10 protein-coding genes are annotated in these 15,925 nt (G+C 35.0%); all 10 read right to left on the bottom strand.

Annotation, left to right across the window (positions count from 1 at the left end; genetic code table 11):
• Positions 1–163 precede the first annotated feature (163 nt).
• Positions 164–2,596, bottom strand: coding sequence for a PorP/SprF family type IX secretion system membrane protein (locus tag DKT72_RS04720; RefSeq protein ID WP_111307555.1), 2,433 nt, complete (start codon positions 2,594–2,596; stop codon positions 164–166).
• Position 2,597: 1 nt separating this feature from the next.
• Positions 2,598–4,034, bottom strand: a complete 1,437-nt coding sequence (locus DKT72_RS04715) for a T9SS type B sorting domain-containing protein (protein WP_111307554.1) — start codon at positions 4,032–4,034, stop codon at positions 2,598–2,600.
• A 132-nt stretch (positions 4,035–4,166) separates the two neighbouring features.
• The gene (locus tag DKT72_RS04710; RefSeq protein WP_111307635.1) at positions 4,167–5,498 is read right to left on the bottom strand and encodes a beta-helix domain-containing protein; all 1,332 of its coding nucleotides are present in this window, start codon (positions 5,496–5,498) and stop codon (positions 4,167–4,169) included.
• 376 nt (positions 5,499–5,874) lie between these two features.
• Positions 5,875–6,321: a hypothetical protein gene (locus DKT72_RS04705; RefSeq protein WP_111307553.1), complete on the bottom strand. Its 447-nt coding sequence runs from the start codon at positions 6,319–6,321 to the stop codon at positions 5,875–5,877.
• A 401-nt stretch (positions 6,322–6,722) separates the two neighbouring features.
• On the bottom strand, positions 6,723–8,246 hold the full coding sequence (locus DKT72_RS04700; protein ID WP_370445569.1) for an aminotransferase class V-fold PLP-dependent enzyme: 1,524 nt from the start codon (positions 8,244–8,246) through the stop codon (positions 6,723–6,725).
• Between the two features lie 48 nt (positions 8,247–8,294).
• Complete coding sequence (locus DKT72_RS04695; protein ID WP_111307633.1) at positions 8,295–9,299, bottom strand: TlpA family protein disulfide reductase; 1,005 nt, start codon at positions 9,297–9,299, stop codon at positions 8,295–8,297.
• Positions 9,300–9,345: 46 nt separating this feature from the next.
• A complete protein-coding gene (locus DKT72_RS04690) occupies positions 9,346–11,316 on the bottom strand; it encodes a protein-disulfide reductase DsbD family protein (RefSeq protein WP_111307552.1) in 1,971 nt (656 codons plus the stop codon).
• A 14-nt stretch (positions 11,317–11,330) separates the two neighbouring features.
• Complete coding sequence (locus DKT72_RS04685; RefSeq protein ID WP_111307551.1) at positions 11,331–11,777, bottom strand: protein-disulfide reductase DsbD domain-containing protein; 447 nt, start codon at positions 11,775–11,777, stop codon at positions 11,331–11,333.
• Between the two features lie 17 nt (positions 11,778–11,794).
• The gene (locus DKT72_RS04680; protein ID WP_111307550.1) at positions 11,795–14,605 is read right to left on the bottom strand and encodes a M16 family metallopeptidase; all 2,811 of its coding nucleotides are present in this window, start codon (positions 14,603–14,605) and stop codon (positions 11,795–11,797) included.
• 316 nt (positions 14,606–14,921) lie between these two features.
• Entirely contained in the window at positions 14,922–15,851 is a 930-nt protein-coding gene (locus tag DKT72_RS04675; RefSeq protein WP_111307549.1) for a peroxiredoxin family protein, read from the bottom strand.
• Positions 15,852–15,925 lie beyond the last annotated feature (74 nt).

Raw genomic sequence — 15,925 nt, 5'->3', positions numbered from 1 at the left:
GTTATTTTTAGTTATTTCTTTTTCTTAATTTGGGGGGTTAAGGAAAAGAGTTTAGGCTGTTTAGTTTTGTTTCATATGTAAATATTCATTGCTTTTTAAAGGTCATATGGTATCACTTTATTTTCATTGGTGTTTGGGTTTACAAATCATGGCGATTCATATATTAATTTTCTATTTTAATCATAGACATTTTACTATTATATGGCTTACTTTCTTTATTCTTTAAAGCATCATTTGCTTCTTCGATGGTATCATATTTTTGATAGTAGATATAATACTTACTGGTGTTTACATCATAAAAGAAATTGATATCGGTTTGTCCAGATGCTACTACCTTGGTTAAGAACTCATCCCGTTTTGCCACATCACTATGTACTGCAAGCACCGCATAGTATCCACTTTCAACATTATTAACACCTTTAAATATTTGTATGTTCTTGCTTTGTTCTTCACCAAAATCTAAATCTTCTTCTTTAAGAGGCACTGTACTTTGCGGTGTATTTTGTTTAATAGCACTTAATGCTGCCCGATCTTTTAAATATCTATCTTGCTCATTATCATAAGCGGCACGTTTAATTCGTCGTTTTCTCTCGATTTCTGTAGCTTCTTTAATGTCCTCAAGAGCTGATAATAAATTACCTCTTGTAGTTACCGCCTGTACTTGTTCTGCTTTTAATGCATTTATTCTACTTAAATAAGATACATTCGTAGGGTCATTTACATCCTTAACTGTTTTCAATCGCAGATTATATGACTCTTCCATTTGCCTAATTTTAGCATTTTGGGATTTAATCACCTCATCTATTTCCGATTTTAAAGATTCTATAGCTGCATTTTCTGCAGAAACACTCTTAAATGGTTTAGGTTCCTTGTAAATACCTTGCTCACTTAAATCATTTTCTTCTTTTAAATCTTTAAGATCTTGTTCTTTACTAGCTACTGTTTCTCGCAATTTTATCAACAATTCATATTGCTCGATGCTAGAGTCTGCTGTTAACAGGGTCGCACCTTCAGTTTTCTTAGTGTTATTCCTACCAGTTGCTTCCACTAAAACATCATCTAAGTCCACTTGACTTATAGTATCATTTGTTTCTTGCCTTACTTGATTTTGGAGGGCTTCTTGTTCTAATTTCGCTTTGGCTGCTTCATCTGCTTTTGCTTTAGCTTCAGCTGCCAATTTTGCTTGGTTTTCTTGCTCCGCTTTCAACCTAGCTGCTTCGTCTGCTTTCGTTTTTGCTTGCTCTTGTGCCAATTTAAGTTTTGCTGCTTCCTCCGCTTTTAATTTAGCTTCCGCTGCCAATCTTGCTTGGTTTTCTTGCTCCGCTTTCAACCTAGCTGCTTCGTCTGCTTTCGCTTTTGCTTCTGCTGCCAATCTTGCTTGGTTTTCTTGTTCTGCTTTCAACTTAGCTGCTTCGTCTGCTTTCGCTTTTGCCTGCTCTTGAGCCAACTTAAGTTTTGCTGTTTCCTCTGCTTTTAATTTAGCTTCAGCTTCCAATCTTGCTTGGTTTTCTTGATCTGCTTTCAACTTAGCTGCTTCGTCTGCTTTTGTCTGAGCTTTAGCAACCGTATCCACATTTGGTTCTTTAACAGGCTTTGTTGCTGGTTTTCTTTTTGCTACAACAGATTTCGTTTTTTTTACTGGGGCAATTAAAGCACCTTCATCATCATCTCCGCTATAATTATATTTATAGCGATTTTTAAATTTATAGGCTAATGTGATTTCATGAGAACTACCGAATGTGGATACATCTCCCATAGCCTTTTCATAATTATACTCAATAGCGATTTGGGAACTAATATTAAAGCCAACACCTCCAGATAAACCATATAATGTATTATAGCCTGCCTGTGCCCAAAAGCCTTTAGGAACTGTTAACATTGCAATGCCAGAAAGAAATGTTTTATCTTTTTTGAATTCTGACCTCACTAAACCTGAAAATTTAGTTTCATCAAAAAAACCACGACTGTTTACATACCCCGTGTACATAATATGGCCTTGAATACTTTGTTCTGGATTCTCCTCTATGAGTTCGGAAGTTGTAAAATTGTATGATGCTACATTATTAAGAGACACCCCAAAATCTAAAAAAGCCGTTCCGTAGTTAATGCCTGGATTTACTGTTATTACAGTGTTGGATGGTATATTCTGTAGAGACGGATCTGGAAAATTGGTGACTACATTCCCTTCATTAATCCCACTTTTATAAACCCCTAAGTTCACTCCAAAAGTTAAATTACTATCTCTATCAAGAACGACGTTATAAGCATAATTCAATATACCGCCAAATGTGGTTAAAACCCCATAATTTTGTTGAAACAACCCAACACCAATACCCATGTTTTCATTAAACCTACCAGAATAACTAAATAAATAAGTTTGTGGTGCATCATTAAATTGAACCCACTCTCTTTTATTGGTTAAAGTTATATAGCTGTTCTGTTCGCGAACAAAACTGAATGTTGGATTGATGGCATATTTATTGAACTTTAAAGAATTTCGAACAGGCAAAGCTAAAGCAACAACACCATCTTCTTGAGAATATGATTGTTCCACTATAGATATGAATAAAAACATATATATTATATATTTTACCATGTTACTTCACTACTGTTATTGATCCTTTTTTAATTTGATTATCTTGTGTTGTTATGATATAGTAATACACAGGATTGGTGTCTTTAAAATCTATTTGATCTTGTGGCCAATTATTTTGATAATCATCGGTTTTTAATACGATCTTTCCTTGAGAACTCATTATAATGACTTCCGTATTTGTTCCTGCTACATATTTTTGAGGGATGACCCAAGTATCGTTAATACCATCGGCATTGGGACTAATGAGATTGGGTATATGAGCTACATCTGGAAAGGCTTCGGTTACATTAAAAACAAGTTCCTTTGAAGCTATACACCCACTTGTTTGGTATATGATAACTTTATAATTGCCTTCTTGGGTTACTTCATAACTATTTCCTGTTTCCCCAGAAATTATAACATCATTTAAATACCATTCAAATTCAGGATTTGTAGCATCCGTTGTTACCGTTGCCAACAACGTTTCATCTTCATTTAATATGTTATTCTCTTCCACATCGATACTACTTGTAAATGTACTAGTATCCAAATCAATAGATGCTGTTGAAACACACTCGCCCAAATCGATAGAAACAGAATAACTCCCAGATTCATTCGTCACATAAGTTTGATTGGTTGCTCCAGAGATGGCCGAACCATCCTTAAACCATTGATAACCATTACCATGTATAGTTGTTAATGTAGTAGGCCCTTCGTTTACACAGTACGGATTTCCTAAGCTAGAACTTATGTTGGAAGATACGCCTCCTGAAGTAGCCTCACTGATAGTCACTCGATTTGAAAATGAATTTGATGTACACGTTCCATAATTTGTTTCAGCAAAATATGTCCCAGGCGTGTTGACATAGAAAGTGTTTCCCGACCCCACAAATACTGAGGTTGTAGGGCTAGTTTCCCGATACCAATTAAACGTAAGCGACGGATATTGTAATGGGGAATCATTCGAACCAAATCCAGGATTATCTATGGTTAGCAAATAACTGCCCCCGGCACAATATACGCCTGTTTCAATTAAATTATTGATACTGAATGGGGAATCTTGAATTTTATAATAGGCCGCAAAGGCATTGGATGCTTGACTTTCAGATGCCGGAGCTGTGCTTTTAATTCTTACCCTGTATGCCTCACCAGAGGTGGTGGTTGGTAAAGAAAAACTTAATGTTGCTGGCGATGTTGTTACTGCTCCTTGAGCCGAAGTAAAAACGATTGTTGAGTTTGTAAAACTACCTGAAGCATCAGAAAGTTCAATTATAAATTGATTGGTTGGAGCTAATCCTGTTGAGGGTGTAAACGAAAATGTTACAGTAAAAGCATTAAAAGAAGTGCTTGAGCTTGCACAAGCTTGTGTAAAACCCAAATTAGGCGAAGCTATAAATATTTGGGCATGAATAGCTTTAGTAAAAGAAAAAATTAAAATAATAATAGTAAAATTTCTCATTCCATACTTTTTTCTTTATTAAATAAAACATTATAAATCATTTATATTTAACTTTTTACTTAGCTTCTTTGATACCTTATACAATCACTATTGAGTAAACTATAAACACAAAACCTAATGTTTTTTAATCAATTAATCTTTAGTTATATCTTCTGAAGCAAAATGATCTTTAGAAGCCATTATTTTATTGATTCTTAATCTAAAATCTGGTCTTTTTTCATTTTTTAAATCAATAAATGTTTCAGAATTATCACTTTTAGAATACACATTAAAAAAGGCGGTATTACCGTACCAGTTTTCTAAATCTTCATTATTTGAATTGTTATCAACAAAAATATTTCCATTGCAATTGTTGAAATACATATTAGAAAACTTGATTTTTTCTAGATTGGCTTGATTAATATTAATTGTGCTTTCAAACAATACGGCTGGGTTGAAACCAGAAATAACGCTTGTGCTCATGTTTAATGTTGAATTTTGTCCAACATATACAGCTTCTTTTACCAATCCTTTTTCTATGTCGGCTTTTAAATTATCACTGTCTGTTACCAATGTTAAATTTTCTGCAACGACCACAGTTCCATTTTTACTAAAGTCCACCTCTTCTTTTTTATCATAAGAAGCAACCTGTAAACACCTAGAACCGTAACTACTGGATACATAAGGCGATCTTACCGCTAACGAATTATATATTTTTGAATTTGCTCCATAATTGAATTTAAAGTCGTTTCCACTAGATCTATTAGAAACCAATTTGCTTAAATTAACATTTCCTCCATCTATTTCAAACGAATTACCCGCCGAATAACTTACCATGATATTCTCAATTACCGTTTTACTGCCAACACAAGCCAATAGCAACCCATTAAAATAATCGTTATTGCCTATTCTTTTACCTGCAAACTCTATTCTAACATATTTTAATATTCCAGAATAGCTTTCCAGATTTGAACCACCAAAATTGGTGTTGGCATAAGCCGTTGAGGTTAAGTCTGTATGATAGGATGCGACAGAGCCATTGCCAAACTTATTGGTAGGAGCATCTCCAAGTATGATTAATCCGCCCCAGTCCCCTGCTCTTTTCACGCTTCTATTTGATGTAAAAATAATCGGGTCTGTTTCTAAGCCTTCTGCAATAATTTTAGACCCTCTAGAAATTGTAAGAGATGCTTTTGATGCAAAATCCCCTATAATGACCGTTCCCGGCTCTATGGTTAGTGTAGCACCATTTGTTACAAACACACTTCCTAATAACAGATAGATGTCTCTTTTAACCAACTTCATATCTTTATCAATATTACCTGCTAATATTTGGGTAGGTTCATCGTAATTTTTTTGGTTAGGTTTAAATTCCGTCCAATTGTACAACCAATTATTAGTACCTATTATTCCTTTTTCTTGTTGACCAAAAACACTTCCCATTGAAAGAAGAAATATTAGCAGTATTGAAGTAAACTTTTTCATAGTAAAATAATTTTTTGCCAAAAACACCTAAACAATAATTTTCGACGAATTGATGCTCAAAAATAAAATAAAATCCATGAAATACCAAATATTTCGCTGAAATACACAAAATATATAAATTTGACGAAAATAAATCCGATGAAATGCATATTTTTTCTTATAAGAAAAAATCCTATTTATTTTAAATCCGCTTTTTAGGTATTTATTTATAAAGAGTTCTTTAAATAATGGAATCGGATTTATAAAAAATCACGATAATTTTGTAAGAATACACTTTAAAAGTATAGTGATTTCAAAACATATTATAATAAAAAAACCTTGAGATATCTCAAGGTTTTAAAACAATTTGGAAATCTATTTAATAAAAGGATTCTTATTAATGAAACTCACTATATTCATGCAACGATTTTAATATTTCTTCATAAAATAAAATAGCGGCAATTAACTTACTAGTATCTGAATATGGTAGTATCTTACTTTGAAAGACTCTATTGGAGTCTATAAAATCTTTAGTAGCTTCAAACTTACTTTCTAAAACTTTTCTATTATCATTATCGTTTGGAATACCTAATGAAGACATTGTAATTCCAGGTTTAGTCGCAAAGGCTATATAGGGCAATGTTTCTATCAAAGCTTCTATTCGCTCTGTATAAAGAGTTAATAGGTCACCTTTGGGCAAACGTTCCAACTCTTCTTTATTATAATACTTTTTAATGGATATTTTATCATTAATTATGCTTTTAGGATCATCCTTTTTTTGAGCAAAACCAATGGATGCTATTAAAAACAGACTAAAACTTAACAAAATAATTTTTGTCTTCATATCTAAGATTTAAGGGTTTAATTAAGCAAAAATATGTAATTAATCGTTAAAAACAATCGTTTTATCGAATTTTTTAAAAATAAATTTTATTTTAATGTAACAAAGTATCTATAAACACCTTTTTATATTAGTTGTAAAGTCCACATATTTATCTAGCTATAAAACTATACTCGAGGCCAAGCCTCCAGAAATTCTTTTCGATCAACAATTAAAAGCTTAATCTTTGTTCTAAGTTTCTTCTAAGCAAATGTTTTTGTAAGTTGAGCCAATGTACTATTACTTAGGAAGTCATAAACATGAAACAGATTATGTCAAATTACTATACAAAAAATCAAACGAAATAAAGACTCAAGAAAAGATTCTTTTAGGAAAGAACGTTGATTTATACGTCCATCTATAACTCAAAAACAAAACCAATCACTCGTCATTTCATCTACTGTGTTGGAAACGTCTATATGAATATACTCGTTTTTGATAGCATTGTATTTATAATTAATTTCCCATTTCTTATAATTATGGGCAACATCAATAATGGCTTGACAAATAAACTCTATGTCTTCATTGGTCATCGTTGGGTGTATAGACATGCGTACCCAACCTGGTCTGTCCAATAAACAACCTTCCAATATCTTTTGTTCTATAGCCTTTGAAGTGGTTTGATTGACGTTTAATAGATAATGTCCATAGGTGCCAGCACAGGAACATCCTCCCCTAGTCTGGATTCCAAAATGGTCGTTCAATAACCTTACCACCAAATTGAAATGTGCATCTTCTATATAAAATGAAAATATGCCCAATCTATCTGTATGCTCTGGAGCTAATATTTTTAAGTTGCTTACACTTGACAACCTATTAAAAATTATATTGTTCAGTTCATGCTCTCTGTTCAAAATATTCTGAACACCCATTTTCTCTTTAAGCTGGACGCAGAGTGCTATCCTGATGGTCTGTAGAAAGCCCGGAGTGCCCCCATCTTCACGTGTTTCGATATCATCAATATAATCATGGTCACCCCATGGATTGGTATAGCTAACCGTGCCTCCTCCTGGATTATCTGGTACCAGGTTTTTATAAAGTTTCTTATTGAAGATTAATACACCTGAAGTTCCGGGACCTCCCAAAAATTTATGAGGTGAAAACGTGATGGCATCTAGATAGGCTTCCTCATCCTCAGGATGCATATCAATATCAACATAGGGTGCCGAGCATGCAAAATCCACAAAACACAAGCCATTGTTCTGATGCATGATTTTAGCAATCTCGTGATAATCTGTTTGGATACCAGTAACATTTGAACACCCTGTTACGGCCGCTATTTTTATTGGAACATGCTCGAATTCTTTCAATAGCTTTGTCAAGTTTTCCAAACATGGCAACCCTTGATCATTGGATGCAATCACCTTGACCTTTGCTATGGTTTCCAGCCATGATGTCTGGTTCGAGTGGTGCTCCATATGGGTCACAAAAACAACAGGCCTTTTTTCCTCTGGAACTAACGTATTTCCCTTTAAATTCTCATTTAGCTTGATACCAAGAATCCGCTGGAACTTATTGATTGCCCCTGTCATGCCTGTTCCTACTGTAATTAACACATCTTGATTTGACGCATTCACATGCTTTTTAATAATGTTTCTTGCATTATGATAGGCATGCGTCATAATACTTCCTGTTATGGAAGTTTCAGTATGGGTATTGGCAACAAAAGGACCAATATCATTTAACATTTTTTCCTCTATAGGTTTATATAATCGGCCGCTGGCTGTCCAATCGGCATAAATGATTTTTTTACGACCATAAGGTGATTCAAATTCTTTTTCTATTCCAACTATATTTTGTCTAAAGGGTTCGAAATAGTCCTCCAAACTTATATGCCTTTTAGACGTAGATTTTAGCATACTATTAAGAGCTAATTTTAGTGTACTCATTTTTAATTTTTAACGAAATAACCTAGAAAGGTGACAAAACACGCTATACTATATATCTAAAGTTTTGAGCAAATTCTTTAATTCATCACTTGAGGGTCTAGGGGCATTCGCATCTACAACCATGCCTTTGGGATCGATCAAAATAAATCTAGGAATACTGTTTACTGAATATGCGGCGGCAAAGTTCTGATCTTGCTTGGCATACAACTGAATTCCGGAAAGTTCTTTTTCTTTAACCATGGTTCGCCAAGCTTCGTAATCTTTTTGACTATCTATCGAAATACTTACAAACTCAATGTTCTTTCCATGATATGCTCTTTCTACTTCTTTAAGAAAAGGAATTTCTTGTTTACAAGGCCCACACCATGTTGCCCACATATCAATGTAAACGTATTTCCCTTTCAAATCATCTAATGATGTCGTACCACCGGAATAATTCTCATAATCAACAAATTTAGGAGATTCATTTCCCTTTAATGCAGACAACCTTTGGTTATCCTTATACATCCCTAACAACTGATTTTCGATTATTTCAAACTCTTTCTTTTGATTTGCAACAAAAGATGAATCTAAATGTTTAGTGGCACTCAACATCTCTTCTAAAGTTTCAGTATTAACTTTTACTTTTTCAGAAAATGCTTTTTCATCTAAAACTAAAAGCGTATCTAAATCCATCATTTTCTCTAGAAACAAACTCTTTTTGGCCAAATAGTTATTAGCTTCGGCACCACGTCCAGTATAGGTTATAGTTTCATCAAATAGCTTGGTATCTATACTTATGTTCAAATCATCTCCATTTTTTAAATAAATCGATGTTTTTTCTTTACCGTCAAAAAGAACATAACTAGATGGTTCTACTTTTAAAGTATCTGAAAACGTACCATCTTTAGCTACCTTTAAGGTTTTTACAATACCCTTATTACCAAAAACAACTAAAGAATCAGAATTTTGGTTTGCTATTTTTCCAGATAACGTAACATAGTCCTTTAAAACATCTTCTTTACAAGATAAAAAAGAGACTATCAAAGCGCTTAGGAAAAGTGTGTGTTTCATGTTTATTTTTGGATTCATTTTTTTTTAAATTTATTAATGATTTATTTTACTTAAAATTAGAAACACCTTCTTTTAACCAGTTAAAGTAAGTTTCCACATCTGGCGTATAAGCTACCGGGTCTATCAGATTCTCTTCATCATGTCCCATGAGCACATACATGGGCTGGGTATTGGCCTTGTATTTAATGGTCTGAAGTTCGCTCCATTTCTGGCCGATATATTTAAGCTTTTTCCCCGGGTTCAATTTGGATTCCACAACTTCCTTTTCCGATAAAGGCCGTTTGTCATCAACGTACAGGGAGATCAGCACCACATCATTTTTTAGGATATCCAAAATATGGGGCTTTATCCATACGTTATTTTCCATCTTTCTACAGTTCACGCAGGCGTGTCCCGTAAAATCTATCATGACCGGTTTACCAACTTTCTTTGCATAGGACAGACCTTTTTCATAGTCGTTAAAGGCCAAAATATCGTGGGGGGCCATCAAATGAGCTCCTTCGGGTATTTCGTCTTGGCTCGCAGAGGCTGTTCCTGAACCTATTTTAGCGTAACCTACACCGTAAGGTGACTCGCTATAATGTTGGGGCGGCGGAAAGGCACTTATTAGATTTAAAGGGGCGCCCCATAGACCGGGGATCATATAAATGGTGAAGGATAAGACCAACAATCCCAAACTTAGCCGCCCTACTGAGATATGGGGCAATGGCGTATCGTGCGGCAATTGGATTTTTCCGAACAAATAAAATGCCAGAGCTCCAAAAACGGCAATCCATATGGCAATGAACATTTCTCGTTCTAATATATGTGCCTGTAGCACCAAATCGGCATTCGATAGGAATTTGAACGCCAATGCCAATTCCAGAAAGCCCAAAACCACTTTTACGGTATTCAACCAGCCTCCCGATCTTGGCAGTGAATTCAACCAGCCCGGAAAGGCTGCAAACAAAGCAAAAGGCAAGGCTATGGCCAGTGAAAAACCTAGCATGCCCACTATAGGGCCTACCTGGCTTCCTCCTGCGGCGGCTTGCACCAATAAGGTGCCCACTATGGGGCCCGTACAGGAGAACGACACAATGGCCAAGGCCAAGGCCATGAAAAAGATCCCGATCAGACCTCCTCTATCGGCCTGGGAATCCACTTTATTGGCCCATGTGTTGGGCAACATAATCTCGAAGGCCCCTAAAAACGAGGCCGCAAAAATCAACAACAAAACAAAGAAAGCCAAATTGAACCAAACATTGGTAGATAGGGCATTTAACGCATCTGCCCCAAAAACCAAGCTGACCAGAATGCCCAACAGTACATAAATGACCATGATTGACAGTCCATAGATAATGGCATTCCGAATGCCGGCGGCCTTGGTCTTGCTCTGTTTGGTAAAGAAACTCACCGTCATGGGGATCATCGGGAACACACATGGGGTCAACAACGCTGCAAAGCCCGACAGGAATGCAACAAAAAATATGGACCAAAGTCCTTTTTGGGAATCGTCCGAATTGGCCGTGTTGGCGGCATCGGCGGAAACATGGACATCTGTGCCTTTTTCCGTTGGTGCAACAACAGCTTCTTTTGAAATATTAAATACCAGATCGACTTCCGTTGGTGGCAAGCACCTGCTGTCGTCGCATACCATGAACTCCACAAAAGCGTTGATTGTTTTCACATCGCCTTCAAGCACCACTTTTTGCTTGAAGGTCGCTGATTTTTCGAAGAACTTGATCGTCATCCCAAAAACGGGATCATCGACCGTATGGCCCTCCTCTTCCAAGGTATTTCCTATTATCTTAAAATCCCCTTCGCCATCGTCATAGGTGAATGTCGTGGCTATGGGACCGTCTTCCGGAACATTTTGGGAATACAGGTGCCAACCCGGTTCGATACTTGCCTTGGCTATCAGCTCATATTCCGTTCCTGATAGTTTCTCTACCGATGTGGTCCATTTTACTGGTGCCAACACTTGGGAATTGACCGTAATACTTAATAAAATACTTATTGCAAGAAGAAATTGCCTCATTTTTTTACTGTTCTTTATTTTATATTGAATACCAGATCGACTTCGGTCGGCGGTAAGCATCTGCTATCGTCACACACCATGAATTCGACGGTCGCATCCACCTTGAAGGGCTCTTTCCCTTTTAACTTGATGCGCTGCCTGAAGGATGCTTTATTTTCGAAAAACTTGATCTGCATACCGAAAACGGGATCATTGACCGTATGGCCCTTTTCTTCCATGGTATTCCCCTTTTTTAGGTAATTATTGTTGCCCTTAAATGTGAAACTCGTCGCTATAGGCCCATCTTCTGGAACAGTCTGTGAGTAAAGGTGCCATTTGGGATCTATGTTTGCCGTTGCTACCAATTCGTATTCTGTATCTGATATTTTATCTACTGATGTCGTCCATGTTACAGGCTTTAGGATTTGTGCCTGGGTCAAATTTAAAGCAAGAAAAGCAAATGCTAAAATTAATTTTTTCATTTATTTATAATATTTAATTAGTGTTTCGGTTTGAATACTACTTCATACGATTCTCCCCCTCCAAGAGCTTCTTTTGCCATATCCTGGATATCCTTTTTGGACATTTTGTTTACAATATCCTCGAAATTTTTTGGATCATCGATGTTTTCGTTATATCTAAAATAAGAAGTAAGCACTTGCATGTCATAACCATTTTTATCTTTAGCTTGCTCACGCTCTTTTAGGAAGTTCGTTCTTGTTTTATTTAAATCGTCATCATTAATCGTGCCATCTGCTATTTTTTGAAGCTCTCCATTAACAATATCTACTAATCTATCTGCCATATCTGGGTTGCAATCAAAACGAAATACTACATAAATTTGAGACTTTGGTTCTCTAGTAAGGTAAGCACCAGCTTGTGGACTATAGGCGCCACCCTCAGCTTCTCTTACTGTTTCCGTAACCCTTAATTGTAAAATATCTCCCAGAGCACTGGTGTAAATGCTGTTTTTTATAGAGTATGGCATTTCTTTCTGATAAGCAATATTCACAGATGCTTTTGGATCTTCCATCGTCAAATATATGTCTTTATCTATTTTGTTAGAATTCCATTCTGGACTATTTTTTTTATAAGTTTCCTTGGTGTTTTTAGTAGGGATACTAGCTATGTATTTTTCCAAAAGTGGTTTCAGTTGCTCTGCTTTTACATCACCTACTATAAAAAACTCAAAATCTGAAGCATTATCAAAACGCTGGTCATAAATCGTTTTAATTTTATCAAACGAAACGGCATCAGCATAATCTTTATTAAATATTCGTTTTCTGGGACTGTTTTTACCGTATAAAGCAACGGTCAAGCTATCTTTCATTTTCTCACCAATATCCTTACTTCTTCTAACAATGTAATTATCTATATTGCTCTCCAAAACCTGAAAGGCATCTTTGTCGAATCGTGGCTTTACAAAATAAACATGTACCAACTGCAACATGGTTTCTACATCCTTTGTATTTGAAGATCCCGAAAAAGACTCTGTAATATCACCAAGACTCATTTTGACATTAGCAGTTTTACCTGCTAATATTTTTTGTAGATCGGTCGCATTAAAATCACCCAACCCTGACATTGAAATCAAATCGCCTAATAAATTTGCAGATGGCAACTCATCATCACTTAAAAGCGAGGTCCCTCCATAACTCACAGCACTTAAAGAGACCTTATCCTTTTGTTTATCTACAAATTTGTAGTGGACTTTTACACCATTGCTTAGAGTGTATGTGGTAGCTCCTAAATCTTTGTTCATTTCTGTTTTAGAAATTGTTCCAGAATTAATATTTAGGTCTGATACTAATGTTTTTCCAGCTAAAGCTTCCGTATAAGGGCTTATGGTGGCATCACTTTCTACTTCTGAAATAATTTGTTTAGCCTGAGCCTCTGTTAAATTATCTTGACCTTCAACACCTGTTACATTTAAATACCTGTTTTCTTGAGAATACAATCTCTTTATTGTTTCATGGAGTTCCTGTGGGGTAATTACATTAAATATCTGCTTTGCTATTTCATATTCTTTTTCAATATCTGTCATAGTATTATTAGATAAAAAATTATTTTGGATAATTCCCTCTATTTGACCATGACCGACATCATCTTTCTTGGCAATTTGATTTTCATAAGAACTTTTAGACTTGGCAATAGATCGATCGATCTCCGATTGCGTAAAGCCAAATTTTACTGCTCTTTCCACTTCGGTCAATACTTCTTTGAAAGCCTCTGCTTGTTTATTCAATTTAGGATAGATACCGATGTTAAAAACATTGGAGGTTCTAGTAAATCCCCAATAACCTATTTGAGCTCCTAAAAAAGCAGCGTTTGGATTTTGGGATTTTTCCGAAACTCTTGCAGACAACATGTCTGTTGCCATAGATTCTAACAACGTCCGCTTTAAATCGGCAATAGTTTCTGGTTTTAGTGATTTTTTATGGCGAATCCCTAAACTAATAGAAGCTGTTGACACTTCCGGGTCTGTACCAAAAATATATGCCATATCTTTATTGCCTGGTATATCTACTACAATTCGCTCTTTTGGTTCTTCTACTGCTGGTATATTAGAAAATTTCTCTTTGATTTTTTGTTCTATATCATTAACATCTACATCGCCAATAACAACGATAGCTTGTAGATCGGTTCGGTACCAATCATGATAGAAATCACGAAGAGCTTTATAGTCAAACCCTTCAACAACAGACATCAATCCTATGGGCATTCTATCAGCATATTTTGAATGGTTAAATGTGATCGGTAAAGCTTTTTCAAACAACCGACTCCTACCACTTTGGCTAGTACGCCATTCTTCTTTAATAACACCTCGCTCAGCATCGATTTCTTCATCGGTTAGCAACAAATAATTCGACCAGTCGCTCAACACAGTTAAGCAAACATCTATCAACCCATCTTTTGTTGGTATATTATCCAAATTATAAACCGTTTCATCAAAATCCGTATAGGCATTGATATCTTTACCAAATACAGCTCCGTGCTTTTGTAATGTATTCAAAATGCCTTTACCCGGAAAATGTTCTGTTCCGTTAAAAGCCATGTGTTCTAAAAAATGGGCTAATCCACGTTGATCCTCATTTTCTAAAATGGAACCTACATTTTGTATGATATAATAACTGGCCGCTCCTTTTACTACATCGGTGCTTTTGATGTAATAGGTCATACCATTGGGCAAAACGCCTTTTTTTATGGTGTGGTCTACAGGTAATGGACTTTCATAATGAAATGACTGGCCTATTGCTTTAAACGTAAAAGCCACTGATAGAGTAAAAAGAAAAATTAAAGTGTGTTTCATGAAAATGATATATTAATTGATGTTTATCTTCTTAAGAATAAATGCTTACCTATTTGTTGCGCATTTATTTATAAAATTTTAGTAAAAGAGGACTGCTTTTAAACAATCCTCTTTTCTTCGGCTTTGCTTAAAATTGAATGACTAATTCAAAAACTTAAAAACAAAATATGAAAAGAAGTCTTTTTTTATATTTATAATGTTTTATTGTATTCATATGCATAATACGACACATTAAGGCTTCACCCCTATTAATACTTTGTTAAATTTTAATATTTTTATATAGACACAATAAAACTTTATCTAAAAAAAGAACTAACTAGTTTTTAAATATTTTGGATAATTTTGTTTGTAATTTTTCACCCTTAAGGTCTTTAGCTATTATTTTTCCATCTGGATCGATTAAAAAATTGGCAGGAACTGTTACCACACCATACCTGTCTGCAACGGTACTTTCGGAATTAGTTTCATCCAACAAATTTAACCACGGCAAGCTATCCTCCTTAACTGCTTTCATCCAAGAATTCTTATTTTTATCTAATGATATAGAAATTATTTCAAAATTTTTACTCTTAAATTTCTTATAAGCCTTAATTGCATTAGGGTTTTCTGCTCTACAGGGTTTACACCATGATGCCCAAAAATCCACTAAAACATATTTCCCACTAAATTCATTGAGACTGTGTTCTTTATCTCTCGCATCCTTAAGTGTAAAAGCACTTGCTTGTTTTATATCATCTTCTTCTTGAATCAACGCAAGACTATCATTAGTTGAAGATTTCAAGGCCACAACGGAAGCTACTGAAGGATCTGTATTAAAACTTATCGAAAACGTTTCTTTTTTAGGGGGCAAACACATAGCATTTGTACACGCCATGTATTGTATCGTAAAGCTTAAATTTGTTTTTTCTTTTGATTTTAACCTTAAGCTTTGGGTGAAAATGGCCCCTTTAGAATAATAAGAACTTTGTCCATGCCCTTTCTCTATTCCTTTTTCTTTAGTGGCATCAATTAATTCAATATTGCTATTTTCTTTAAAACTTATTTGAGTTGGCATTGCCAATCCAGCATTAGATGCTTGTTGCGTATAAATATGCCATGGTGCCTTTACTGTTGCCTCCATTTTAAGATCGTAAGTAAGCGGACCTGTTTTTACAGTGTCAATTTTCCATGATACAATTTGATTATTCTGAGCTATCCCCAAAAAATCCGTCATAACTATTAATACTAAAAGAAGGATTCGTTTCATATATTTATAATATTATAAAATTCATTAATACTATTACCTGACTTAAATAAATGAAAGTAGTCAGTATAATATTT

This window comes from Confluentibacter sediminis (assembly GCF_003258355.1).
Taxonomy (GTDB): Bacteria; Bacteroidota; Bacteroidia; order Flavobacteriales; family Flavobacteriaceae; genus Confluentibacter; species Confluentibacter sediminis.
Note: the sequence above shows the minus strand (reverse complement) of the source record. Positions and strands in the feature narration are given on the sequence as shown.